Source organism: Achromobacter sp. CF-sbj1-Ac2-l, from assembly GCF_052698165.1.
Genome location: NZ_CP199855.1, coordinates 4,614,658 through 4,639,376 on the forward strand (window position 1 = coordinate 4,614,658; position 24,719 = coordinate 4,639,376).

Genomic DNA, 24,719 nt, shown 5'->3' on the forward strand with positions numbered 1-24,719 from the left:
CCCGGGCCCCTTCCCGCCTGCGATATCCGCCATGCTCCGTCCCTGCCTGACCCTGCTGCGCCGCGCGCTCGCCCCCGCGCTCCTGGCCCTGGCGCTGACCCCCGTCGCGTCCGCCAAAGACACCAAAGACAAGGAACCGCCGATCCGCATCGGCGAGATCAACAGCTACAAGGCGATTCCCGCCTTCCTGGGCCCGTACAAGAAGGGCTGGCAACTGGCGCTGGAAGAAGTCAACGCGTCCGGCGGCGTGCTGGGCCGCAAGCTCGAGGTGATTTCGCGCGACGACAACGGCAACCCAGGCGATTCGGTCCGCGCCGCCCAGGAACTGCTGGCCCGCGAAAAGGTGGACCTGCTGTTCGGCGGCTTCCTGTCCAACACCGGCCTGGCGCTGACCGATTTCGCCAAACAGCAGCAGGTGTTCTTCCTGGCCGCCGAGCCGCTGACCGACAAGATCACCTGGCAGGAAGGCAACCGCTATACCTGGCGCCTGCGGCCTTCGACCTGGATGCACGTGGCCGCGCTGGCGCCCAAGGCGCTGGCGCTGCGCAAGAAGCGCTGGGCCATCGTCTACCCCAATTACGAGTACGGCCAATCGGCCGTGGCCACCTTCAAGGCCATGATGAAGTCGTTCCAGTCCGACGTCGAATTCGTCGCCGAGCAGGCCGTGCCGCTGGGCAAGGTCGACGCCGGCGCGGTGGTCCAGGCCCTGGCCGACGCCAAGCCGGACGCCATCTTCAACGTGCTGTTCGCCGCCGACCTGACGCGCTTCGTGCGCGAGGGCAACACCCGCGGCCTGTTCGAGAACCGCGCCGTGGTCTCGGTGCTGTCCGGCGAACCGGAGTACCTGGAGCCGCTGGGCGCCGACACGCCGTCGGGCTGGATCGTCACCGGCTACCCCTGGTACGCCATCGACACCCCGGCCAACAAAGCCTTCGTCGAGGCCTACCGCAAGCGCTACAACGAGACGCCCAAGGTCGGCTCGGTGGTCGGCTACGCGTCGCTCATGTCGATCGCCCAGGGCCTGAAGGCGGCCGGCGAGGTCGACACCGAAAAACTCGTCGACGCCTTCGCCGGGCTGAAAGTGGACACGCCCTACGGCCCGATCCAGTACCGCAAGATCGACCACCAGTCGACCATGGGCGTCTACATCGGCGTCACCGCGGTCGAGGACGGCAAGGGCATCATGAAGGACTTCGCCTACATCGACGGCGCGCGCCTGCAACCGCCGGACGAACAAGTTCGCAAGATGCGCCCGCACTGATGAGCCTGTCCGGGCTGCTGTCGCAGTTGCTCAACGGCCTGGCGGATGCCAGCGCGCTGTTCCTGGTGGCCGCCGGCCTGTCGCTGATCTTCGGCGTCACGCGGGTCGTCAATTTCGCGCACGGCTCCTTCTACATGCTGGGGATATACCTCGCCTGGAGCTTCACCCGGTATTTCGGTGACGGCCCGGGCTACTGGGCCGGGCTGCTGCTGGCGGCGCTGGCCACCGGCCTGATCGGCGCCGCGGCTGAACTGCTGGTGCTCAAGCGGCTATACCGCGCGCCGGAACTGTTCCAGTTGCTGGCGACCTTCGCGCTGGTGCTGATCATCGGCGACGCCGCTCTGGCGATCTGGGGCCCGGAAGACCTGTTCGCGGCCCGCGCGCCCGGCCTCTCCGGCGCGGTCGAAATCCTGGGCAGGCGCTTTCCCCAATATGACCTGCTGCTGATCGTGGCCGGCCCGGTGGTGCTGGGCCTGCTGTGGCTGCTGCTGATGCGCACCCGCTGGGGCCGGCTGCTGCGCGCCGCCGCCGAGAACCGCGACATGCTGGCCGCGCTCGGCGTCAACCAGGCCTGGCTGTTCACCTCGGCCTTCACGCTGGGCGCGTTCCTGGCCGGGCTCGGCGGCGCGCTGGCCGCGCCGCGCGTGCCCGCCACGCTCGGGCTCGATCTGGAGATCATCGCCAGCGCCTTCGTAGTCGTTGTCGTCGGCGGCCTGGGCTCGATTCCCGGCGCCTTCCTGGCGGCGGTGCTGATCTGCTGCGTCAAGGCCGTCTTCGTCTTCCTGGGGCAAGTGCAGATCGGCCCCTGGCTGTTCAACCTGTCCAAGCTCACCCTGCTGGCCGAATTCGCCGTGATGGCCGTCGTGCTGGTGGCGCGTCCCTGGGGCCTGCTGGGCCAGCCGCCGGCGCCCTCCTCGCATGCGCTGGCGGCCGAGGCGCCCATCGCCCCCGCCGGCCGCCGTCTGCGGCTGGCCTACGGCGCGTTGCTGGCATTGCTGGTCCTGGCGCCCCTGGCGACCGCGCAGTGGCCGTATCTGGGCATCCTGCTGACCGAAGTGCTGATCGCCGCCCTGTTCGCCGCGAGCCTGCATTTCCTGACCGGCCTGGCCGGCATGACCACATTCGGCCACGCCGCCTGGTTCGGCCTGGGCGCCTACGGCGCGGCGCTGCTGCTGAAACTGGCGGCCCTGCCGATGGAAGCCGCGTTGCTGCTGGGCCCGCTGGCCGCCGGGCTTGGCGCGGTGCTGTTCGGCTGGTTCTGCGTGCGCCTGTCCGGCGTGTACCTGGCGATGCTGACCCTGGCCGTGGCGCAGATCCTGTGGGCGCTGGCCTATCAATGGGATGCGATGACCGGCGGCAGCAACGGCCTGACCGGCCTGTGGCCGTCGCGCTGGCTGACGCAGGGTCCCTGGTTCTACTACCTGACGCTGGCGCTTTGCGCGCTCGGCATCGCCTGGCTGCGGCGCCTGGCGTTCTCGCCGCTGGGCTACGCACTGCGCGGCGCGCGCGATTCGGCCTTGCGGGCCGAAGCGCAGGGCATGGACATCCGCCGCATCCAGTGGGCCGGCTTCGTGGCGGCGTCGCTGGCCGCGGGCATGGCCGGGGCGCTGTACGCGTTCTCCAAGGGCAGCATCGCTCCCGACGTGCTCGGCGTGAGCCGGTCGGTGGATGGGCTGGTGATGGTGCTGCTGGGCGGTCTGCAGACGCTGGCCGGCCCGCTGGTCGGCGCGGCCGCCTACACCTGGCTGCAGGATGTCGCGGCACGCAGCACGGACTACTGGCACGCGGTGCTGGGGCTCGCCATCCTGGCGCTGGTGATGGCGTTCCCGTCGGGCCTGGCGGGCGCCGCCGCGCGCTGGACGCGGAGGCGCGCATGACCGCCAACGCCTTGCTGACGGTCGAGGGACTGCGCAAATCATTCGGCGGCATCGACGCGCTGGCGGATGTCTCGTTCCAGCTCGAGGCCGGCCAGATGCTGGCGTTGATCGGCCCGAACGGCGCCGGCAAGTCCACCTGCTTCAACGTGCTGGGCGGCCAGTTGCGACCTGATACCGGATCGGTGCGGCTGGACGGCCGCGAGCTGGTGGGCCTGACGGCGGGCAAGATCTGCCGCCTGGGCGTTGGGCGCACCTTCCAGACCGCCGCCACCTTCCGCTCGATGACGGTGCTTGAAAACGTGCAGACGGCCCTGCTGTCGCGCGACCGCCTGTTGTTCCGTCCCTGGCGCCGCGCCGCATTGCACCGCGCCGACGAGGCCATGGCGCTGCTGGAACAGGTGCGGATGGCCGCCCAGGCCGGCGCGCACTGCGGCGCCCTGGCCTACGGCGACGTCAAGCGGGTCGAGCTGGCCATGGCGTTGGCGCACCGGCCGAAGCTGCTGCTGATGGACGAACCCACCGCCGGCATGGCCACCAACGAACGCCACGCGCTCATGCGCCTGACGCGTGAACTGGCCGACACGCAGCGCATGGCCGTACTGTTCACCGAGCACAGCCTGGACGTGGTCTTCAAACATGCCGACCGCATCGCCGTGCTGGTGCGCGGCCGCCTGCTGGCCGAGGGCCCGCCAGACCGGATCGCGGCCGACGCACGCGTCCAGGCCGCCTATCTCGGCACCGACGCGCCGCCCCCCTGAGACCGGATCAGTGGCCGGCCTGCGGGCTATCCGGCTGGCATTCCCAGAACACCCTGGCCTGGCAGCCCGCGCAGATGCCCCGGTCCAGCCTGGCGTAGATGGCGTGCAGCGCGGTCGCCTTGTCAGGAAACACGTGGTCCGCGCCCAGCCGCTCCAGGAAGCCGGTGCGGCGCCACATCGCCAGCACCTCGGGACGCGGCCGGTGGAAATAAAGGTCGCCTCCCATGGCGCGGCGCGCTACCAGTTCGTCCTCCCAGACCTGGGCGCCGGCCAGGTCGATGAAGTTCATGCTCTTGGCCATCACCAGCAAATGGCGCGGCGCATCCGCACCCGCGCGCAGTTCCTGCAGGCGCTGCGCCACGTGCGCGGCTGCGCCGAAATACACCGACCCTTCCATGCGCAGCAGCTTGAGCTGGGGGCATTCCGGCAAAGCCTCGGGCTGCTGCGCCAGCACCACGAAGCGGCGGTCCAGGCCGCGCGAATCGAACCCCATGGTGCGCATCGCCGGCCGCGAGGTGCGATGCAGGTACGCCATCAGCGACAGCACGGTGCCCAGCAGGATCGCCACCTCCATGCGGATGGTGACGGTGGCCGCCAGCGTGGCCGCGGCGATCGCGCTTTCGCCCGGCTGGGTGCGGATCAACTGGCGCCAGCGGGGCACGTCCAGCAGGGTCCAGGCCACCAGCAGCAACAGGCCCGCGATGGCCGCTTGCGGAATCCGCGCCAGCAGGGGGCCGCTCAGCGCCACCAGCGCCATCAGCAGCAGCGCCGAGAACACCGCCGCCAGCGGCGTCTTTGCGCCCGCCTCGTAGTTGGGGATGGAACGGTTGAGCGAGCCGCAGGACAGATAACAGGAAAAGAAACCGCCCACGACGTTGGAGAGCCCCTGCCCGACGAATTCACGATTGGCGTCGATGCGCTGTCCCGAACGCGTCGCCACCGCCTTGGCGATGGAAATCGATTGCGCCAGCGCCACGATGGTCAATGCGAACGCCAGGCTGAGCAGATCGGGCAAGGCGCGCCAGTCGATGCTGGGCACGTGGAAGGGCGGCCACGGCTGCGCCAGATCTCCCAGGAGCGGCACCGGCGCGGCGCCAAGGCGCGCCGCCAGCGCATTGAACACCGCCGCGGCCAGCGCCCCCGCCACCAATCCGGCCAGCATGTAGGGCCTGCGCCTGTCCAGCCGCCTGAGCAACAGGGCCGCGGCGATCGTCACGGCAGTCACCAGCAGCGCGCCCGCCAGCGACTGGTCCCAATGGCCGGCCAGGCTGGCCAGCAACGCGCCGGCGCCATGCGAATCCGGCGCAGGCAGGCCCAGCGCATCCTTGAGCGCATGCACCGCGATCAGCAGGGCCGCGCCGCTAGTGAAGCCGAACAGCGCCGATGGTGAAATGAAGTGCGCCAGCGAACCCAGCCTCAGGGCGCCCACCAGCCATTGCATCAGGCCGACCAGCACCGTCACCGCCAGGGCCAGTTCGATGTAGCCCGGACTGCCCGCCACCGCCAGCGGCGTCAGCACCGCGAACAGCGCCAGCGAATTGGCATTGGTGGGGCCGGACATGACATGGCGGCTGGAACCGAACAGCGCCGCCACGATACAGGGCACGATGGCCGAATACAGGCCATATTGCGCCGGCAGCCCGGCCAGCGTGGCGAAGGCCACGCCCTGCGGCAGCACCAGCAGCGCGCCGAGCAGCCCGGCCGTCAGGTCCGCGCGCAGGGTCGCGGGCCCGACTTCCGGCACCCAATCGCCCAACACCCGCGCCAACCGCGCTTTCCATCCCGCCGCCATCGCTCCCCTGCCCCGTCTCTCTCTTCTGCATTCCCGCGCGCTCAGCGCAGGAACCTGCGTTCCAGCTCGCGCATGTCCGCGTCGCCCTGGAGACCGATGATATCGCGCACGGTCGGCAGGCCGGCATCGACGGCATGGATGCCGCCGTCCTCGCGGATGCGGGCGAAGACCTTGCGCATCGCGCCCACGGCTGCTCGGATCGCGTGGTTGCCGTAGATCACCAGCCCCACCTTGCCCAGCGCCTGGATGTCGCGCTCGCGCAGTTGCGGGTACGCGGTGGGCACCAGCACCAGCGGCACGCCGCCGGACCAGGCCGCGACGAAGGCCAGCACCTCGTCGGGGGTGGCCTGCCTGGAATGGATCAGGATGGCGTCGGCGCCGGCCGCCTCATAGGCCGCGGCGCGCGCCAGGGCCTCGGCCTGTCCAAGTCCCGCGATCAGCGCTTCGGTCCGCGCGATGACGCAGAAATCGGGATCGCGACGGGCGGCACAGGCCGCTTCGATCTTGCCCTGGAATTCCTCCACGCGCACCAGTTCCTGGCGGCCATCGGTCCGCAGGCTGGTGTCCTTGGGAAAGGTCTTGTCTTCCATCACGACCGCCGACACGCCCGCGGCCTCGTATTGCGGCACGGCGTAGGAAACGTTGATGGCGTTGCCGAACCCGGTGTCGATATCGGCGATGACCGGCACGTCGACCGTGGCGGCCATGGCGCGCATCATGTCCAGGTGCACCCCGGCCGACAGGATATTCGCGTCCGGCACGGCGTAGCTGGCCGACAATTCAAAGCCACTGCCCCAGATCGCGTCGAACCCGGCCTCCATCGCCAGCCGGGCGGCCAGCGGATTGTGCGCCGACATGGCGTGCATCAGGGCGGGATCCTGCAGTTTCCGGCGAAAGCGTGCGTTGCGGTGCATGGCGTGGCGATCCGAGATCCGGCGCGGATTGCCCCGGCTGCGACCATTTAACACTAAAAGAAGCGCCGGGCGGCCGCCTGGCGCGCGACGAGGTTCAGCCAGCCTCGCCGCCGCGCCGCGCCTTCATCGCCCGGCTGATCGCGGCCAGGGCGTCATCGCCGATCAGGCGCGTGGCCAGCGGCAGCAGTTCATCCTCTTCGCGCTGGATATGCGCCGCATAGGCCGCCGCGAACGCCTCAACCTGCGCCGGCGGCAGCGCCGCCGGGCGGCCCGCCGCGATCTCGCCCAGGATTTGCCGCAACGGCGCCCACAGCGCTGCCAGCCGCGCATGATCGGCAATCAATCCATCGACCAGCGCGCGCAGGCAGACGGCGTCGGAACCCGCCATGGACTCGATCAGAGCTGGGAACAGGTCCTCTTCCTCGTCTTCGTGGTGGTGGATCGCGGCCGTCTGGAAATAACGCGCGACGCCCGCCGCCGCGACCCGGGCCGCGTCATCGCTGCCATGCGCAGGCAGATGCGCGGCCAGGCGCCGCAAGGTTGCGCATTGCCGCGCAATGCGTCCATGACAGGCGGACAGCAGCCCAAGAGGATCATCGGTGGTCGGCGCCGCGGCCGGCCCACCCGGAAAACTCACCGCCATGTCCCCTCCCGTCGGATCAGGAATGCCCGCGCCACCACAAGCGGATGGAATCCCAGGCGCGGCCGGCGAACCCGGCCTCGGCCACCGGCTCCAGCGCCACCACCGGAAACTGCATGGCGGGCTTGCCGTCGACCATCACGCGCAGCGAGCCGACCGTGGCCTGGGCCGCGATCGGCGCCACCAGCGGATCCTGCGGGGTCCAGACCGGCTCGACCTTGGCGCCGGCCGGCACCGTGACGTAGGCGTCGCGCGCGAAACCGGCCTTGAGCGTGTCGGTCTGGCCCTTCCAGACCTCGGGCGTGGCCACCGCCTGGCCCTTCGCATATAACTTGATGGTATTGAACCCCTGGAAGCCCCATTCCAGCAACTCGCGGCTCTCCTGGGTGCGCAGTTTGTCCGAGGCCGTGCCGACCACCACCGTGATCAGGCGGCGCTGGTCGCGGCCGTTGGGCCGGTGCGCGGTCGCCACGATGCAGTAACCGGCCGCGTCGGTATGGCCCGTCTTCAGGCCGTCGACGCTGGGATCGAGCCACAGCAGCCGGTTGCGGTTGGGTTGCGTGATGTTGTTATAGGTGAAGGTCTTGGCCGAATCGTAGGCCTTGTACAGCTCGGGGTAATCGCGGATGAAGCGCGTGGCAAGGATCGACAGGTCGCTGACCGTGGAATACGTGCCCGGATCCGGCAGCCCGTGGGGACTGGCGAAGTGCGTGCCATGCAGGCCGAGTTGCACGGCGGTGTCATTCATGCGCGCCACGAACGCCTCGACGCTGCCCGACAGCGCTTCGGCGAGCGCGATCGCCGCGTCATTGCCGGACTGGATCATCAGGCCGCGCAGCAACTGGTCCACCGACACCTTGGAGCCCGGCTCCAGGAACATCTTGGAACTGCCGGGCGGCACTTTCCAGGCGCGCGTCGAGATGGTCACCTTCTGGTCCGGCGACAGCTCCTTGTTGTGGATAGCGCCGAACACCACGTACGCCGTCATGATCTTGGTGAGCGAGGCCGGCTCGATCCGGGCGGTGGCCGCGTGCGACGCGATCACCTGGCCGCTGGTCTCGTCCAGCAGCAACCAGGCCTTGGCCGACAGGTCTGGCTGGGGCATCGATTGCGCCAGGGCGCCTGACATACACGCGGTCGCAACGAGCAGGCTCGCCGCCAACTTCTTCATCAACATAGGGTGCTTCACTTCCATGCGGGGTAAGGATGGCACGCGGGCCAGCGCCGGCAGGCGGCCACACCGCCACCCGCCCGCGCCCGCCGACGCGCGGCGCGAAGCATTGGAACACGCTTGGCCCGGATGGTTCAAAACGGCCCGGCGCGCGCAACGTCTGCTGCCGCGCAATGGCTTGGCGCGCGCGTTCCGATGCCGCGCGTGCCACTGAAAAAATCGCAGCGATTGTCACTGCATTTTGCAGAACCCCTTGTAGAAGGGGTTTTTCTGCCTGGAAAACAACAAAGATTGCGCGAAAGGCCTTGCGAAAGCGGCTACAACCGCCACTCTTCCGCTATCATCGGGCGCGTAGCGTTAAACGCCGATACCCGGCGCGCGCTGCCCCATGTCCTCAACATACGGATTTTGACCATGGCCACGAAAGCTAAAGCTCCTGCCAAGAAAGTCACCAAGCCCGCCGCCAAGGCGCCCGCAAAGAAGGCTACCGCCGCCAAACCCGCTGTGAAGCCGGCAGCCAAGAAGGCCGTCGCCGCCAAGAAGGTCGCTGCCGCCCCCAAGGCTATCAAGGCTGCTCTGAACAAGACCCAGCTGATCGCCTACATCGTCGAGCAGTCCGGCGTTGAAGCCAAGGCGGTCAAGGCCGTCCTGGCCAGCCTGGAAACCTCGGTGCTGAGCTCCGTGGACAAGAAGGGCGCTGGCGAATTCACGCTGCCCGGCCTGTTCAAGGTTGCCGTGCAGAAGGTTCCCGCCAAGGCCAAGCGCTTCGGCAAGGATCCGTTCACCGGCGAAGAGCGCTGGTTCCCCGCCAAGCCGGCTTCGGTCAAGGTGAAGGTTCGCCCGCTCAAGAAGCTGAAGGACGCCGCGCAGTAATTCCGCACGGTTATCCGGTCAAGCCGGAAAGGGCCTGCCCCGCAAGGGGCGGGCCCTTTCTTTTTTGCGCGCCCGCGCTTTCCGGCGCGGTCCGCGCCCGCCGGCGGGCGCGCCTTGCATGATCCCGGGACGGCCTGCTAGAATTTATCTTTATATAAAGATACTTCATATAAAAACATCATGAATGATCTGGTCGACCTGGTGCTGGCGCAGTGGGAGCAGGAATGTCCCAACCTGGATATCTCGCCGATGAGCGTCCTCAGCCGCGTGTTCCGCTTCCACGCCTTCGCCGCGCGTGACGTGGGCCAGGCGTTCAAGCGCCACCACCTGCACCAGGGCGAATTCGACGTGCTCGCGACGCTGTACCGCACCGGCGCGCCATACGCCATGAATCCGCAGAAGCTGGTCGCGGCGCTGCTGCTGACCTCGGGCGCCATGACCAACCGGCTGGACCGCCTGGAACAGGCCGGCCTGCTGGCGCGCACGCCCAACCCCGACGACCGTCGCGGCGTCATCGTGGCGCTGACCGCCGAAGGCCTGCGCGTCATCAAGCAGGTGCTCAAGGATTACCTGCGCGAACTGGAATCGCTGCTCGCCCCCTTGAACGCCACCGAACGCCGCCAGATGGCCGGCCTGCTGAAGAAACTGCTGATTCCGCACGACCGGGAAACGCCCGGCGGCATCGCCGCCTGAGTCTTCCTTTCGCCACACTTCCACGCCCCGCCTCACATGAACGCCGCACCTGCCCAACCCGCTCCGCTGACCGCGCCCGTCATCCTGCTGATGTCCGTCGCCACCGGCCTGGCGGTCGCCAGCAACTATTACGCGCAGCCGCTGCTGCACACCATCAGCCAGCAATTCACGCTGTCCAATGCCACCGCCGGCAGCATCGTCATGATCGCGCAGTTGAGCTACGCGCTCGGCCTGATCCTGCTGGTGCCGCTGGGCGATCTGTTCGAACGCCGCGGCCTGATCGTGCTGATGACCCTGTTGTCGTCCGGCGGCCTGCTGGTGTCGGCCTTCGCCCGCAACATCCAGATGCTGATGCTGGGCACCGCGGTGACCGGCATGCTGTCGGTGGTGGCACAGGTGCTGGTGCCGTTCGCGGCCACCCTGGCGGCGCCGCACGAGCGCGGCAAGGCGGTCGGCACCGTCATGAGCGGCCTGCTGCTGGGCATCCTGCTGGCCCGCACCGCGGCCGGCGTGCTGGCCGACCTGGGCAGTTGGCGCACCGTCTACTGGGTCGCCGCGATCCTGATGCTCTGCATGTCGTGCGCGCTCTGGCGGGTGCTGCCGCGCCACAAGAGCCAGGCCGCGATGAGCTATCCGCGTCTGCTCGGCTCGATCTTCCGCCTGTTCGCCGAGGAACCGTTGCTGCGCGGCCGCTCGCTGCTGGGCGGCCTGCTGTTCGCCGCCTTCAGCATGCTGTGGACGCCGCTGACCTTCCTGCTGTCGGGCCCGGACTACGGTTTCAACAACACCACCATCGGCCTGTTCGGGCTGGCCGGCGCGGCCGGCGCCTACGCCGCCAACCGGTTCGGCAGGCTGGCCGACCGCGGCCTGGGCAACCAGGCCACCCGCATCGGCCTGCTGCTGCTGCTGGCGTCGTGGGGCCTGATGGCCTTCGGCCAGGCCTCGGTCATCGCGCTGCTGGCCGGCATCCTGATCCAGGACCTGGCGATCCAGGGCGTCCATGTCACCAATACCAGCTCGCTGTACCGCACCCGTCCCGAAGCCCGCAGCCGCCTGACGGCCGGTTACATGACCAGCTACTTCATCGGCGGGGCGACCGGATCGCTGGTATCGTCCTGGCTGTACTCCCATTACGGCTGGCCCGGCGTGGTCACCGCGGGCGCGGTTCTGGCGGCCATAACCCTGGCCTACGGCATGCTCGGGGCCAGCGCCCGCATCCCGGAAACCGCCCCGCCCCCTATCCGCGCCTAGCACCTCCTATAATCAGGGGTTTTGACCGCCCCCGCGCCTGGCGCGCGGGGGCGGTTCACCCATTTTTCGCCATCGCGCACGAGCCCATGCAGGAACGTTACCTCCCCACTACCGTCGAAGCGGCCGCCCACCAAGACTGGCAGGCACGCGACGCCTATCTGGTCCATGAACACGCGAAGAACCCGGACGGCTCCGAGAAGCCGAAGTTCTACGCCTGCTCGATGCTGCCCTATCCCAGCGGCAAGCTGCACATGGGCCACGTGCGCAACTACACCATCAACGACATGATGGCGCGCCAGTTGCGCATGCGGGGCTACAACGTGCTGATGCCGATGGGCTGGGACGCCTTCGGCATGCCGGCCGAGAACGCCGCCATCAAGTCCAAGGTGCCGCCCGCCAAGTGGACCTACGACAACATCGCCTACATGAAGAAGCAGATGAAGGCGATGGGCCTGGCGATCGACTGGTCGCGCGAAATGTGCGCCTGCGATCCCGAGTACTACAAGTGGAACCAGTGGCTGTTCCTGAAAATGCTCGAAAAGGGCGTCGCCTACCGCAAGACCCAGGTCGTGAACTGGGACCCGGTCGACCAGACCGTGCTGGCCAACGAACAGGTCATCGACGGCCGCGGCTGGCGCTCGGGCGCCCCGGTCGAAAAGCGCGAGATCCCCGGCTACTACCTGCGCATCACCGATTACGCCGACGAACTGCTGGGCGCGGTGCAGAACGACCTGCCCGGCTGGCCCGAGCGCGTGCGCCTGATGCAGGAAAACTGGATCGGCAAGTCCGAGGGCCTGCGCTTCGCCTTCCCGCACCAGATCGCCGGCCAGGACGGCCAGTTGATCCAGGACGGCAAGCTGTACGTCTTCACCACCCGCGCCGACACCATCATGGGCGTGACCTTCTGCGCCGTGGCGCCGGAACATCCCCTGGCCACCCACGCCGCGCAGTCGAACCCGGCCCTGGCCGCCTTCATCGAACAGTGCAAGCTGGGCGGCACCACCGAGGCCGAACTGGCCACGCGTGAAAAGGAAGGCCTGCCCACCGGCCTGTTCGTGACGCACCCGATCACCGGCGACCAGGTCGAAGTCTGGGTCGGCAACTACGTGCTCATGACCTACGGCGACGGCGCCGTGATGGGCGTGCCCGCGCACGACGAACGCGACTTCGCCTTCGCCAGGAAATACAACCTGCCGATCCGCCAGGTCGTGGACGTGGCCGGCAAGGCCTACTCCACCGACGCCTGGCAGGAATGGTACGGCGACAAGCAGAGCGGCCGCACCATCAACTCCGGCAAGTACGACGGCCTGTCGCACAAGGAAGCCGTGGACGCCATCGCCGCCGACCTGGGCGCGCAAGGCCTGGGCGAAAAGCAGACCACCTGGCGCCTGCGCGACTGGGGCATCTCGCGCCAGCGCTATTGGGGCACCCCAATCCCCATCATCCACTGCGCGGACTGCGGCCCGGTGCCGGTCCCCGAAAAGGACCTGCCGGTGGTGCTGCCGGACGACCTGATCCCGGACGGCAGCGGCAACCCGCTGGCCAAGAACGAAGCCTTCCTGTCGTGCGCCTGCCCCAGTTGCGGCAAGCCGGCGCGCCGCGAGACGGACACGATGGACACCTTCGTGGACTCGTCCTGGTACTTCATGCGCTACACCTCGCCGGGCAACAACACTGCCATGGTCGACGCGCGCAATGACTACTGGATGCCGATGGACCAGTACATCGGCGGCATCGAGCACGCGGTCCTGCACCTGCTGTACGCGCGCTTCTGGACCAAGGTCATGCGCGACATGGGCCTGCTCAACTTCGACGAGCCCTTCACCAAGCTGCTGTGCCAGGGCATGGTGCTGAACCACATCTACTCGCGCAAGAACGCCCAGGGCGGCATCGAGTATTTCTGGCCCGAGGAAGTCGAGAACGTCTACGACGCGCGCGGCGCCATCATCGGCGCCAAGCTCAAGTCCGACGGTTCGGACGTGACCTACGGCGGCGTCGGCACGATGTCCAAGTCCAAGAACAACGGCGTCGATCCGCAATCGCTGATCGACACGCTGGGCGCCGACACCGCGCGCCTGTTCGTGATGTTCGCCAGCCCGCCCGAGCAGACCCTCGAATGGTCCGATTCCGGCGTCGAAGGCTCGAACCGCTTCCTGCGCCGCCTGTGGTCGATCAGCTACGCGCAGCGCGACACCGTCGCCCGCGGCCTGGCCGCCGGCGCCGACTGGACCGACGCGCCCGCCGCCGTCAAGGATCTGCGCCGCGAGGTCTACAACCTGCTCAAGCAGGCCGACTACGACTACCAGCGCATCCAGTACAACACCGTCGTGTCGGCGTGCATGAAGATGCTCAACGCCATCGACGACGCCAAGCTGCCCGAAGGCAAGCACGCCGACGCCGCCTACGCCGAAACGCTGGGCGTGCTGCTGCGCGTGCTGTACCCGGTGGTGCCGCACATCACCTGGCACCTGTGGCGCGACCTCGGCTACGCGCACGAGCTGGGCGACCTGCTCGACGCGCCGTGGCCGCACGTCGACGAAGCCGCGCTGGTGGCGGACGAAATCGAACTGATGCTGCAGGTCAACGGCAAGCTGCGCGGCTCGATCCGCGTCGCCGCCAAGGCCGCCAAGGAAGACATCGAGAAACTCGCCGCCGCCCAGGATGAAGTCGCCCGCTACCTGGAAGGCCGCCCGCCCAAGCGGGTCATCGTGGTTCCGGGCAAACTGGTCAACGTCGTAGGCTGATGAGGTCAAGCATGTACTTCGCCGGGCAACACACGCAATCCCCCCGCCAATCCTGGCTGCTGCGCGGCGCCTGCCTGGCGCTGTTCATGCTGATCTCGGCTTGCGGCTTCACGCTGCGCGGGGTCACCCCGCTGCCGTTCGAAACGTTGTATGTCGGCATTGCCGACAACACCCAATTCGGCGCCGACGTGCGCCGCGCGCTGCGCGCGGCCTCGCCCGACACCAAGCTGGTCACCTCGCCCAAGGACGCGCAGGCGATCCTGCAGGAGGTCTCCAACAAGCGCGCCCTGCGCGAGGTGTCGCTGAACGCCCAGGGCCGTGTCGAGGAATACGAACTGGGCATCAACTACACCTTCCGCCTGATCGATGCGAAGGGCCGCGCCCTGATCCCGGACACGACCCTGTCGATCTACCGCGAAATGCCGTACGACGACCAGATCGTCCAGGCCAAGCAAGGGCAGATCGAAACGCTGTACCTCGCCATGCAGCGTGATCTGGTTTCGCGCTTGCTCCGCCGCATGACGGCTCCGGAAGTGCGCAAGGCCTTCGAAGACCGCGAACAGCGGGCGGAAGACGGCGAGACGCCGCTATACGATCCCACCGCGCCGCAGCCTCGCCGCACGCCGACCCCGTGGCAGACGCCGTCCACCACCGACCCTGCCTACACGCGCTGACCGATGGCACAAGTCCTGGACGCGGATCGCCTGGCCGATCACCTGCAGCGGGCCGGCAGCCGCCTGGCCCCGCTGTATACGGTGTCCGGTGACGAGCCCCTCCTGGTGACCGAGGCCGTGGATGCGCTGCGCGCCGCCGGGCGCGGCGCCGGTTATACCGAACGCCTGTCGATGGTGATGGACGCGCGCAGCGACTGGAGCGCGGTCATCGCCGCGACCCAGAGCGTGTCGCTGTTCGGCGACCGCCGCATCCTCGAACTCAAGATTCCCACCGGCAAGCCCGGCAAGTCCGGCGCCGATACCTTGGCGCGCCTGGCCGAACAGGCCGAAAAGCAGGCAGACAACCCGGATACCCTCATCCTGGTGGCGCTGCCGCGCCTGGACAAGGCCACCCGCGAAAGCCGCTGGATGCAGGCCCTGGGCCGTGCCGGCACGACGGTCGACATCCCCAGCATCGAACGCGGCCGTCTCCCCGCCTGGGTCGGCCAGCGCCTGGCGCGCCAGAACCAGCGCACCGACAACGCCACCCTGCAATGGATGGCCGACAAGGTCGAAGGCAACCTGCTGGCCGCGCACCAGGAAATCCAGAAACTGGGCCTGCTCTATCCCGAGGGCCAGTTGGCGCCGGAAGACGTCGAGCGCGCCGTGCTCAACGTCGCCCGCTACGATGTATTCGGCCTGCGCGACGCGATGCTGGCCGGCGACATCGCCCGCACCATCCGCATGATCGACGGCCTGCGCGCCGAGGGCGAAGCCCTGCCGCTGGTGCTATGGGCGGTGGGCGAGGAAATCCGCCTGCTGGCGCGCGTGGCCGAAGCCCGCAGCCTGGGCCAGGACGCCAACGGCCTGATGCGCCGCCTGCGCATTTTCGGCGCGCACGAACGCCTCGCGCTGCAGGCGCTGGGCCGGGTCCGCCCCGACGTCTGGCCCGCCGCGGTGCAACACGCGCACGAAGTGGACCGCCTCATCAAGGGGCTGTCCGTCCCGGGTCGGCTGTCCGACCCCTGGGAAGAAATGACCCGCCTGGCCCTGCGCGTCGCCGCTGCCGGCAACCGACCGTGAAGGCGGCCCCGGCCGCCTCCTGATCCTCCCCGCCCCTGGCCGGATAAACTATCCCAATCGCACGCGGCGCCCTGGCCGCCCCCTCACCATGATCGACGCCGCCATGTCCTCGTCCTCCATCGAACAAGCCATGCTGACCCTTGGCGACAATGCGCGCCGGGCTTCGCGCGCCATGATGCGCGCCAACAGCGCCGCCAAGAACCAGGCCCTGCTGGCCATGGCCGATGCGCTCGCCGCCAACCAGGCCGAACTGCTCGCCGCCAATGCCAAGGATGTCGCCGCCGCGCGCGCCAACGGCCTGGAGCCGGCCCTGCTCGACCGCCTGACCCTCTCGGAAAAGACGCTGGCGCACATGGCCGAGGGCCTGCGCCAGATCGCCGCCCTGCCCGACCCGATCGGCAGCGTCACCGCCACCAGCGTGCGCCCCAACGGCATGCGCGTGGCGCAGATGCGCGTGCCGCTCGGCGTCATCGGCATCATTTACGAATCGCGCCCCAACGTCACCATCGACGCCGCAGCGCTTTGCCTGAAGTCCGGCAACGCCGCCATCCTGCGCGGCGGCAGCGAGGCCCTGCATTCCAACGTGGCGCTGGGCCGCATCGTCCAGCAGGGACTGGCGGCCGCCGGCCTGCCGCAAGACGCCGTGCAGGTCGTCGCCACGGCCGATCGCGCCGCGGTCGGCAAGCTCATCACCATGACCGAGCACATCGACGTCATCGTGCCGCGCGGCGGCAAGGGACTGATCGCGCGCCTGGCGCAGGAAGCCCGCGTGCCGCTCATCAAGCATCTGGACGGCAACTGCCACATCTACATCGACGCCGCCGCCGATCCCGAGAAGGCCCACGCCATCGCCTTCAACGCCAAGACCTACCGCTACGGCATCTGCGGCGCCATGGAAACGCTGCTGGTCGACGCCGTCGCGGCCGTCTCGATCCTGCCGCGCCTGGCGGCCGCGCTGACCGAACACGGCGTCGAACTGCGCGGCTGCCCGCGCACGCTGGCGCTGCTGCCGCACGCCAAGCCGGCCACCGAGGAAGACTGGGGCACCGAATACCTCGGGCCGATCCTGGCGATCCGGATCGTCGACTCGCTCGACGACGCCATCGAGCATATTGCCCGCTGGGGCTCCGGCCACACCGACGCGATCGTCACCGAAGACCTGTCATCGGCCCAGCGCTTCCAGCGCGAAGTCGACTCCAGCTCGGTCTACGTCAACCTGCCGACCTGCTTCGCGGACGGCTTCGAATACGGCCTGGGCGCTGAAATCGGCATCTCCACCAACCGCCTGCACGCCCGCGGCCCGGTCGGCCTGGAAGGCCTGACCACGCTCAAATGGGTGCTGACCGGCGAAGGCCAGACCCGCGGCTGACCGCCTTTTCCTACAACCTTCTATTCGCGACCACACCGCGCGTTACCGGGATTTCCATGCATTCACCCGCCATGGCCATGGCCTTCAGCCTTTTCGTGCTGTGCTTCATCACCTGTTCGCTGAGCGGCCTGGTGCTGTTCTTCTTCAAGAGCAGGCAGATCAACGCCGCGCTCAAGCACCCCTATCTGCAGCATCGTCCCTTCGAGCGCTATCCGCTGGCGATCAAGGCCGCCATCATGCTGGATTATTTCTTCCGCCTGATGTTCCCCGGCACCCGTTTCTGGCTCATCGGCAACGCCAATGACCTGCTGGGCCACGTCGATCCCAAGAAGACGCCGCTGGCCCTCAAATGGCCGATCGTCGGTTTCTGGGGCTCGTGCTGGCTCGGCCTTATCGCCATGATCGTGCTGTGGACCCTGCTGTTCCTGGGAGCCTGACGCGCATGCAGATTCGGATCGAAGACTATCCCGGCTGCGTCGACGCGGCCCGCGCGCTGATCGCGGCCCGTGATTCCGGCGTGGCCGGACCGCGGCTACCCGCGGCCAGCCGCCCGCAGACGCTGGGACAGGCGTTCGCCGTCCAGCAATGCACCGCTCGACTGCTGCGCGAGACGCGCCGCGACGGTATCGGCGCCTGGAAGAGCGCGCTGCCGTCGCCCGAAAAGACCGTGGTCGCGCCCATCTATGCCTCGACCGTGGCGCCGGCCGGCACGCTGCCGACGGCCACGCCCGTGGTCCGCATCGAACCCGAGATCGCCTTCGAGCTGGCGCATGACCTGCCCGCGCGCGACGAGCCCTACACCCACGCCGAGATCGACGCCGCCATCGGCGGCGCGCGGCTGGCGCTGGAAGTGCTGGGTTGCCGTTACGCCGCGCCCGAGCACGCCAGCCTGCCCGAGCTGCTGGCCGACCACATGTTCAATGCCGGCCTGGTGCTCGGACCGCGCATCGCTTCGCCGGACGCCGCCCCCGCCAGCATGGCTATCACGCTGTCGGTCGACGCCGCCGAGGTCGAACAACATGCCGGCATCCATCCCAACGGCCACGCCAAGGCCGGTCTTTACTGGCTCGCCAATTTCCTGCGCGAGCAGGGCATGGGCCTGACCGCGGGCCAGCATGTCATCACCGGCTCGTACGCCGGATTCCTGGACGTACCGGCCGATCGCGACCTCGAACTCGCCTATGGCGATCTCGGCGTCCTCAAAGTGCGCTTCAGCCACAGCGCAAAGGCGCCTTGAAACGTCGCAGCCGCGCCGGTTAAGCTGGGGGCCGTTCACTGCCGCGGCCCTTTCCATGCTCACCCTGCGCCCCTTCTCGACCCCGGACTATCCGCTGCTCGCCAGCTGGTTCAACAGCCTGCCCGAGGTCGTGCAATGGGGCGGTTCGCATGTGTCGTATCCGCTGACCGCGGCCGACATGGACGCCATGCTGCGCGAGGGCCTGTCGCAACCGCCCTCGCGGCGCTGCTGGATGGCCTGCCGCGACGGCGCGCCAGTGGGCCACGCCCAACTGGCCTACGAATGGCGCGACGGCAACGCCCGCCTGGGCCGTGTCGCCATCGCACCCGACGCGCGCGGTCAGGGCCTGGCGCGGCCGATGGTGGCGCTGATGATCGACGAGGCCTTCCGCACGCCCGGCATCGAGCGCCTGGAGCTGAACGTCTACATGTTCAATACGCCCGCGATCCGCACCTACGAGGCGCTGGGCTTCACGCTCGAAGGCGTGCGCCGGTCGTCCACCCGTGCCGGCGAGGCGCGCTGGGATACCGGCATGATGGGACTGCTGCGGGCCGAATGGCGGCCGAACGCGGGGTAACTCGCCGCTGCCCGGCCCGGACCGTGATTCCCCTCACGATCCGGCCCTTCAGCCAGCCGGGCATCGGACCGCGCCGCGCCTAGCGCGCGACCGGCTCCGCGATCTCGACCGCGGGCCCGGCCGCTTCGATCACCTCGCCGGCCGCCAGGCAGAGGTCTTCACGATAACGTCCGGCCACGACCTGCACGCCGACGGGGCTGCCGCCCGCGCTGCCCATTGCCACCGTCAGCCCCGGCAGGCCCATGAAGGGCAGCCCGATCTGGGTCATCTGCGCGCGCCACACGCGGCGGTAGGCGGCCTCGCCCTGCAAGTCCAGGTTGTCCTCGAACGGCAGTTCCGCCGACACCGGCAGCAGCAGCACCGGATAGTCGGCCAGGAACAGCTCCCACAGGCGCGTCAGCGTGGCGCGGCGCGTCAGCACCGCCGAGAATTTCGCCAGATCCATGCCGGCGACGTGCTCGCGCTGGCCTTCCAGCGCCGCCAGCGCGCCGCGGTCGCCCTCTTTACGCGCGGCCTCGACCATGCCCTCGTAGCCGTCGGCCATCCACATGCGGATCTGCAGGTCGGCGGCTTCGCGCAATGGCGGCAGGGTGTCGACCGTATCCACCGACCAGCCGGCCTCGCTCAGGCGTCGGGCGGCATCCTGCAGGGCCTTGACCACCGCGGGCTCGGTCTGCATGCCATCCGGGTTCAGGCACAGCGCCGCGCGGCGCGGCGCGGCCGGACCTTCCAATGGCGCCGGCACCCACCAAGGATCACGCGGATCGGGCGCGGCCATCGCCGCCAGGCCCAGCCGCAAGTCGGCGATGCTGCGGCCCAGCGGCCCCGACACCGCCGTGATCTGCCCGCCGATGGTGCGCTCGGGCAGGGACGCGTTGTAGGCCGGCACACGGCCCAGCGACGGCCGCAGACCGTGCACGCCGCAAGCATAGGCGGGATAGCGGATGGAACCGGCGATGTCGGTGCCGTGCGCCAGATGGCCAATGCCGGCCGCCACGGCCGACGCCGCGCCGCCGGAGGATCCACCGGGCGTCAACGCCGGATTGCGCGGGTTCAACGTATCGCCGTGCAGCAGATTGCCGGTGAACCAACGCAACGAAAACGCAGGCGTGTTGGTGCGCCCGACGATCACCGCGCCGGCCTTGCGCAGGTTGGCCACCACCGGATTGTCGACGGCGGCTATCACGTCCTTCTGCAGCGTCACGCCGTTGGTGGTGGCAAAGCCCGCCTGGTCCACATTGACCTTGACCGTCACCGGCACGCCTGCCAGCGCGCCGGGATCCTCGCCGCGCGCCAGCGCCGCGTCGACGCGGGCGGCCTGCGCCAGCGCGTCTTCGGCGCGATGGTCGACCACGGCGTTGATGCGGGGATTCACCGCATCCAGGCGCGCCAGCGCGCTTTGCGCGGCCTCGACCGCGGATACCTCGCGCCGGCGGACACGCGCGGCAAGTTCAACTGCGGACAAACGCCAAAGATCGGACACGCGGAACTCCTCGTTCAGGTCATGGAACAGAGCCGGCGCGCCAGCGCCGCCGGACGGTCAACCTTAGCGCCGCCGGCCCGCCGCTACAAGCTGCGGTTTGCGCCAGGGCCCGCGTCTCAGTCCTCTTCAAACACCTCGACGATGGCGTCCGCCACCGCCCGCACCCGCGCCGTGCGGTTCAGGTCGCCGTGCATCACCAGCCACAGGTCATAGGGTTCGCTGCGATGCGGCCATATCCGCACCAGGTCGGGATATTTCGACGCCATGTGGACCGGCAATTCGCCGATGCCCAGTCCCGCCGCCACCGCCTCGATGATCATCAGCCCCGAATTCACTTCCATCGCGATATGGCCATTGCCCGTCGGCTCGCCGCAAAAGGTATCCGACCATCCCGGCAGCACCGATTGCTGATAGGTGACCAGCGTGTGGCCGGCAAACGCCGTGCCCTGCCTTGGCTCGCCGCGCGCGGCGATATACGACTTCGATGCAAACAAGCCGACATCCCTGCGGGCCAGGTGACGGAGGATCAGATCGGGGTTGTCCGGCTTGACGTTGCGGATCGCCAGGTCGGCCTCGCGCCGCGTCAGGTTGCTGATTTGAATTGAAGTCGACAGCGCGATGCGGATATCGGGATGCTGCCGATGCAGGCGGCGCACCGCCTCCATGATGAAATAGCTGGCGACCGTCTCCGACGTCGCCACCCGCACCACGCCCGACAACCGGTGATCCAGCCCCTGCATCTGCCGCTGCAGTTGGTCGGCGGCCTGCTCCATGCGCTCGGCGGCGGCGAAGGCCTGCTCGCCGGCGGCGGTCGGCACGTAACCCGACGGGGTGCGCAGGAACAGCCGGGCATCCAGCGAGGTTTCCAACGCCGCCAGCCGGCGGCCGGCCGTGGCCTGGTCAATCTGCAACAGCGCGGCGGCGCCGCGCAGGGTGCCGTTGCGGTAGATCGCCAGGAAAATGCGCGCGTTGTCCCAATCCATGGCCGCGAATGCCCTCAGGAAACCATCAGAGCGTAGCTCGTCGATGCGATGCAATTTTGCATCACTATAGAGCAGTTTCTCCTATTTTTTGCATCACGGAAACCTCCTAAGCTGTGCGCCTCGGATAGTCCCCGGAAGTCCCCGCCATGCGCACCGCCTGCCCCACCGCTCCCCTCCCGCCCGCCCCGGCGGATCCCGTCCCGCGTCCCGCCGTCACCGGCCTGCTGCCCCTCGTCACGCTGGCCATTGGCTTCGTCATGGCGATGCTGGACGTCACCGTCGTCAACGTCGCCCTGCCCAGCATCGCGCAGCAATTCACCGTGCCGCTCACCGATCTGGTCTGGATCGTCGACGGCTACACGCTGACTTTCGCCGCGCTGCTGCTGGTGGCTGGAGCCTTGGCCGACCGCTATGGCGCCAAGACCATCTACCTGGCCGGGCTGGGCGTCTTCACGCTGGCCTCGCTGCTTTGCGGCATCGCGCCCGGCGGCGACCTGCTGATCGCCGCCCGCATGCTGCAGGGATTGGGCGCGGCGCTGTTCATGCCAAGCTCGCTCAGCCTGCTGGCGCACGCCTACGAAGACGAGCAGGTGCGCAACCGCATGCTCGCCGCATGGTCGGCCATCGTGGCGGTGGCCGGCGCCGCGGGCCCCCTGCTGGGGGGCGTGCTGATCCACCAATTCGGCTGGCGCGGCATCTTCCTGATCAACCTGCCGCTGGGCCTGGCCGGCCTGTGGCTGGCGCGGCGCCGTATCCAGGCCGCGCCGCGCCGGCCGCGCGCGCTCAACCCGTTGAGCCACGCGCTCGGCGTGGTGGCGCTGTCCGCGCTGTGTTTCGCGCTGATACAGGGCAACGCCTACGGCTGGTCGTCGGCGCCCATCCTGGGCGCGATCGCCTTGTGTGCGGCGGCCACGCTGGCGCTGGTGCGGCGCGAGCGGCGCCATGCCGAGCCGATCCTGCCGCGTCCGCTGTTCCAGACCCCGCAATTCGCGGCCGCCAACGGCGTGGGCTTCCTGATCAACCTCGCGGCCTACGGCCAGCTATTCCTGCTCAGCCTGTTCCTGCAGCATGCGCGCGGCGCAGACGCGCTGCAGACCGGCATCCAGTTGGTGCCGATGCTGGCCGTGTTTTCGATCGGCAATCTGCTGTCGAGCCGCTTGTCGGCGCGCTGGAACGTCTCGGCCGCGTTGCTGGGCGGCATCTGCCTGGCCACCGCAATGAGCGCGGTCGGCCTGTTCAGCTTCGCGCCCGACATGCGCTATTGGCCATTCGCGGTGATCGTGGCGCTGGCCAACCTCGGCGTCGGCATCGCGGTGCCCGCCATGACCAGCGTGGTGATGCAGGTCTCGGGCAAGCACCACGCCAACAGCGCCGCGGCCGCGCTGAACGCCAACCGCCAATCGGGCGCGCTGGTCGGCGTGGCGTTGATGGGCACCGTCCTGCACCTGCTGCCCGACTGGCACGCCAGCCTGCCCGCCGCCTACGCCATCATTGCGGCGGGCTACCTCGGCGCCGCGGCGCTGGTGTGGCGCTATCTGCGCCGCGCGCGCAACGCCTGAGCCCCCGAGGCCCTCAGGCCGCTCGCAGGATCGCGACGCCACGCCCGGCGAACGCGCGATCGAACGCCGCCATCGGCACACAAGCATCGGCCTGCGCGCCAGGCTCGCCGGAAGGATTGTGGAAGGTCACATGCTCCGGCGTGGCCCGCGTCACCAGCACCAGGTGCCCGCCCTTGGCCGGCGGCTCCCGGTCCGGCCAGCGGATCCACGGATGCACCGACGCCATGAAATAAGCCGCGTCGCCCAGCAGCGCCGGCAATTCGTCCGCGCGCAGGTCCACCCGCACTTGCGCCCGCAGCCCGAATTGCTCGCCCACGAAGCGCACGAACGGCGCATAGATCATTCCCTTGATGTGCCCCTCGGAATTCTCTGTATAGGCGCCATAAGGCAGGCTGCGGCGCGCCAGTTCCAGCGTCGGATGGACCTGCCCAGTCTCGGCGGCCAGCACCATCTTCAGGCAGGCCATGCCACAGACATGGCTGGTCCAGCGCGCATATTCCTCAACGTCACGCGCGCCCGATGCGCGCCACGCCGGGTCATCCTCGAGGCGCAGTTCCTTGCGGATGATCTCGCCCGCCCGATGCGCCGATTCCCATTGGCAGAAGTACGGCACCGCTCGCCGTTCGCCGGATCGGGACGACTCCATGAAGCTCTCCAATCAGCAGTGAGGATACGCGCGGCCAGCCCGCGCCGAGCCTCGATGCGGAAAAACAGGCCGCGCAGCGGCCTCGATGACGCAAGGCCTCGCTATCTTGCCCGCCGACCCCGCGCGTGGCAACCCCGCCCGCTTTGCTTCACAATGGGCCCTCCCATCGACATCCTCCGGAGCGCCGCATGACCGACTCGTCCCCCCATCCAGCCATCCGCCGCGTTGCGATTGTCGGCGCTGGCACCATCGGCGCTAGCTGGGCCGCGTTGTTCCTCGCGCATGGGCTCGACGTCGTGGTCTGCGATCCCGCCGCCGACGCCGAATCGCTGACGCGCGCGCGCGTCGCCGCTGCCTGGCCGGTGCTCGCGGAACTCGGACGCGTCGCCGCCGGCGCCACGCCCGATGCCCTGCGCTTCGAGCCCGATCTGGCCGCCGCGCTGCAAGGCGTCGATTTCGTCCAGGAAAACGCGCCCGAACGCGAGGACTTCAAGACCGACCTGTTCGCGCGCATGGATGCGCTGCTCGCGCCCCACGCCATCGTCGCCTCCAGCTCGTCCGGACTCATCATGACCCGGCTGCAATCGCGTTGCCAGCATGCATCGCGCTTCGTCATCGGCCACCCGTTCAATCCGCCGCACCTGATCCCGCTGGTGGAAGTGGTCGGCGGCAAGCAGACCTCGGCGGCCACCATCGAACGCTGCATCGCCTTCTACCGCCAGTTGGGCAAATACCCGATCCGCCTGAACAAAGAGGTCCCCGGCCACATCGCCAACCGCCTGCAGGCCGCTCTCTGGCGCGAAGCGATCCACCTGGCCGCCGACAACGTCGCCAGCGTGGCCGACATCGACGCCGCCGTATCGCAAGGCCCCGGCCTGCGCTGGGCCCTGTTCGGGCCCCACATGACCTTCAACCTGGGCGGTGGCGCCGGCGGCCTGGCCCATTTCATGGACCACCTGCTGGGCCCGGTGCAGACCTGGTGGGACGACCTCGGCTCGCCCGAGGTCACGCCCGAACTGCAACGCCGCCTGATCGACGGCGTCAACGCCGAGGCGGGCGCGCGCGGCATCGCCGACCTGGTCGAGACACGCGACGCGCAACTGACGGCGCTGCTGAAGATCCTGCAGCGCTGACCAGAAGCGCCTGCCGCCACTG

Annotated in this window: 22 protein-coding genes; 15 read left to right on the plus strand and 7 right to left on the minus strand. The window is 68.8% G+C overall.

The annotated features are described in order from the left end of the window. Window positions 1-31: 31 nt before the first annotated feature. Genes ACUDCK_RS21070 through ACUDCK_RS21080 form a run of 3 tightly spaced genes read left to right on the plus strand, consistent with a single transcriptional unit; the run spans window position 32 to window position 3,896 of the window. Window positions 32-1,261, plus strand: coding sequence for an ABC transporter substrate-binding protein (locus tag ACUDCK_RS21070; protein ID WP_082401958.1), 1,230 nt, complete (start codon window positions 32-34; stop codon window positions 1,259-1,261). Continuing rightward, on the plus strand, window positions 1,261-3,138 hold the full coding sequence (locus ACUDCK_RS21075) for an ABC transporter permease (RefSeq protein WP_175166547.1): 1,878 nt from the start codon (window positions 1,261-1,263) through the stop codon (window positions 3,136-3,138). The genes ACUDCK_RS21070 and ACUDCK_RS21075 overlap by 1 nt, the downstream gene beginning before the upstream one ends. Continuing rightward, window positions 3,135-3,896, plus strand: coding sequence for an ABC transporter ATP-binding protein (locus tag ACUDCK_RS21080; protein ID WP_064523437.1), 762 nt, complete (start codon window positions 3,135-3,137; stop codon window positions 3,894-3,896). The genes ACUDCK_RS21075 and ACUDCK_RS21080 overlap by 4 nt, the downstream gene beginning before the upstream one ends. Before the next feature lie 7 nt (window positions 3,897-3,903). Here the strand turns inward: ACUDCK_RS21080 and ACUDCK_RS21085 are convergent, their stop codons facing one another. From ACUDCK_RS21085 to ACUDCK_RS21100, 4 genes are all read right to left on the minus strand, one after another. Next, the gene (locus ACUDCK_RS21085) at window positions 3,904-5,688 is read right to left on the minus strand and encodes a SulP family inorganic anion transporter (RefSeq protein WP_054503258.1); all 1,785 of its coding nucleotides are present in this window, start codon (window positions 5,686-5,688) and stop codon (window positions 3,904-3,906) included. A 41-nt stretch (window positions 5,689-5,729) separates the two neighbouring features. Continuing rightward, a complete protein-coding gene (locus ACUDCK_RS21090) occupies window positions 5,730-6,602 on the minus strand; it encodes a phosphonopyruvate hydrolase (RefSeq protein WP_175166546.1) in 873 nt (290 codons plus the stop codon). 94 nt (window positions 6,603-6,696) lie between these two features. Next, a complete protein-coding gene (locus ACUDCK_RS21095; protein ID WP_054503260.1) occupies window positions 6,697-7,245 on the minus strand; it encodes a hemerythrin domain-containing protein in 549 nt (182 codons plus the stop codon). A 16-nt stretch (window positions 7,246-7,261) separates the two neighbouring features. After that, window positions 7,262-8,419 carry a D-alanyl-D-alanine carboxypeptidase family protein gene (locus tag ACUDCK_RS21100; protein ID WP_081273386.1) on the minus strand — a complete coding sequence of 386 codons (1,158 nt, stop codon included), beginning with the start codon at window positions 8,417-8,419 and terminating at the stop codon, window positions 7,262-7,264. Window positions 8,420-8,827: 408 nt separating this feature from the next. Between ACUDCK_RS21100 and ACUDCK_RS21105 the strand changes: the two genes are divergently transcribed. From ACUDCK_RS21105 to ACUDCK_RS21150, 10 genes are all read left to right on the plus strand, one after another. Then, window positions 8,828-9,286 carry an HU family DNA-binding protein gene (locus ACUDCK_RS21105; protein ID WP_054503261.1) on the plus strand — a complete coding sequence of 153 codons (459 nt, stop codon included), beginning with the start codon at window positions 8,828-8,830 and terminating at the stop codon, window positions 9,284-9,286. 180 nt (window positions 9,287-9,466) lie between these two features. Then, window positions 9,467-9,979, plus strand: a complete 513-nt coding sequence (locus ACUDCK_RS21110) for a MarR family winged helix-turn-helix transcriptional regulator (RefSeq protein WP_175166545.1) — start codon at window positions 9,467-9,469, stop codon at window positions 9,977-9,979. Between the two features lie 36 nt (window positions 9,980-10,015). Next, window positions 10,016-11,230, plus strand: coding sequence for an MFS transporter (locus tag ACUDCK_RS21115; protein ID WP_054503263.1), 1,215 nt, complete (start codon window positions 10,016-10,018; stop codon window positions 11,228-11,230). Between the two features lie 86 nt (window positions 11,231-11,316). Further along, entirely contained in the window at window positions 11,317-13,974 is a 2,658-nt protein-coding gene (leuS, locus tag ACUDCK_RS21120) for a leucine--tRNA ligase (RefSeq protein WP_054503264.1), read from the plus strand. A gap of 11 nt (window positions 13,975-13,985) precedes the next feature. Next, complete coding sequence (locus tag ACUDCK_RS21125; protein ID WP_054503265.1) at window positions 13,986-14,648, plus strand: LPS-assembly lipoprotein LptE; 663 nt, start codon at window positions 13,986-13,988, stop codon at window positions 14,646-14,648. Between the two features lie 3 nt (window positions 14,649-14,651). After that, window positions 14,652-15,710, plus strand: a complete 1,059-nt coding sequence (holA, locus tag ACUDCK_RS21130) for a DNA polymerase III subunit delta (RefSeq protein ID WP_054503266.1) — start codon at window positions 14,652-14,654, stop codon at window positions 15,708-15,710. Between the two features lie 88 nt (window positions 15,711-15,798). After that, window positions 15,799-17,079 carry a glutamate-5-semialdehyde dehydrogenase gene (locus ACUDCK_RS21135; RefSeq protein ID WP_054503267.1) on the plus strand — a complete coding sequence of 427 codons (1,281 nt, stop codon included), beginning with the start codon at window positions 15,799-15,801 and terminating at the stop codon, window positions 17,077-17,079. Between the two features lie 56 nt (window positions 17,080-17,135). Next, entirely contained in the window at window positions 17,136-17,516 is a 381-nt protein-coding gene (locus ACUDCK_RS21140; protein WP_175143968.1) for a hypothetical protein, read from the plus strand. A 5-nt stretch (window positions 17,517-17,521) separates the two neighbouring features. Next, the gene (locus tag ACUDCK_RS21145) at window positions 17,522-18,316 is read left to right on the plus strand and encodes a 2-keto-4-pentenoate hydratase (protein WP_116792152.1); all 795 of its coding nucleotides are present in this window, start codon (window positions 17,522-17,524) and stop codon (window positions 18,314-18,316) included. Between the two features lie 55 nt (window positions 18,317-18,371). Continuing rightward, complete coding sequence (locus ACUDCK_RS21150) at window positions 18,372-18,893, plus strand: GNAT family N-acetyltransferase (protein ID WP_054503270.1); 522 nt, start codon at window positions 18,372-18,374, stop codon at window positions 18,891-18,893. Between the two features lie 79 nt (window positions 18,894-18,972). On the opposite strand, the gene ACUDCK_RS21155 is transcribed toward ACUDCK_RS21150, so the two are convergent. Together ACUDCK_RS21155 and ACUDCK_RS21160 are read right to left on the minus strand one after the other, a co-directional pair. Beyond that, complete coding sequence (locus ACUDCK_RS21155; RefSeq protein ID WP_054503271.1) at window positions 18,973-20,376, minus strand: amidase family protein; 1,404 nt, start codon at window positions 20,374-20,376, stop codon at window positions 18,973-18,975. A 116-nt stretch (window positions 20,377-20,492) separates the two neighbouring features. After that, window positions 20,493-21,359 carry a LysR family transcriptional regulator gene (locus tag ACUDCK_RS21160; protein WP_064523410.1) on the minus strand — a complete coding sequence of 289 codons (867 nt, stop codon included), beginning with the start codon at window positions 21,357-21,359 and terminating at the stop codon, window positions 20,493-20,495. Between the two features lie 146 nt (window positions 21,360-21,505). Between ACUDCK_RS21160 and ACUDCK_RS21165 the strand changes: the two genes are divergently transcribed. Then, window positions 21,506-22,918, plus strand: a complete 1,413-nt coding sequence (locus ACUDCK_RS21165) for an MFS transporter (protein ID WP_144654571.1) — start codon at window positions 21,506-21,508, stop codon at window positions 22,916-22,918. 13 nt (window positions 22,919-22,931) lie between these two features. Here ACUDCK_RS21165 and ACUDCK_RS21170 read toward each other — a convergent pair whose 3' ends face one another. Beyond that, window positions 22,932-23,564, minus strand: a complete 633-nt coding sequence (locus tag ACUDCK_RS21170; protein WP_175166544.1) for a hypothetical protein — start codon at window positions 23,562-23,564, stop codon at window positions 22,932-22,934. Window positions 23,565-23,752: 188 nt separating this feature from the next. Between ACUDCK_RS21170 and ACUDCK_RS21175 the strand changes: the two genes are divergently transcribed. Continuing rightward, on the plus strand, window positions 23,753-24,697 hold the full coding sequence (locus tag ACUDCK_RS21175; protein WP_054503274.1) for a 3-hydroxyacyl-CoA dehydrogenase NAD-binding domain-containing protein: 945 nt from the start codon (window positions 23,753-23,755) through the stop codon (window positions 24,695-24,697). The last annotated feature ends 22 nt before the right edge of the window (window positions 24,698-24,719 follow it).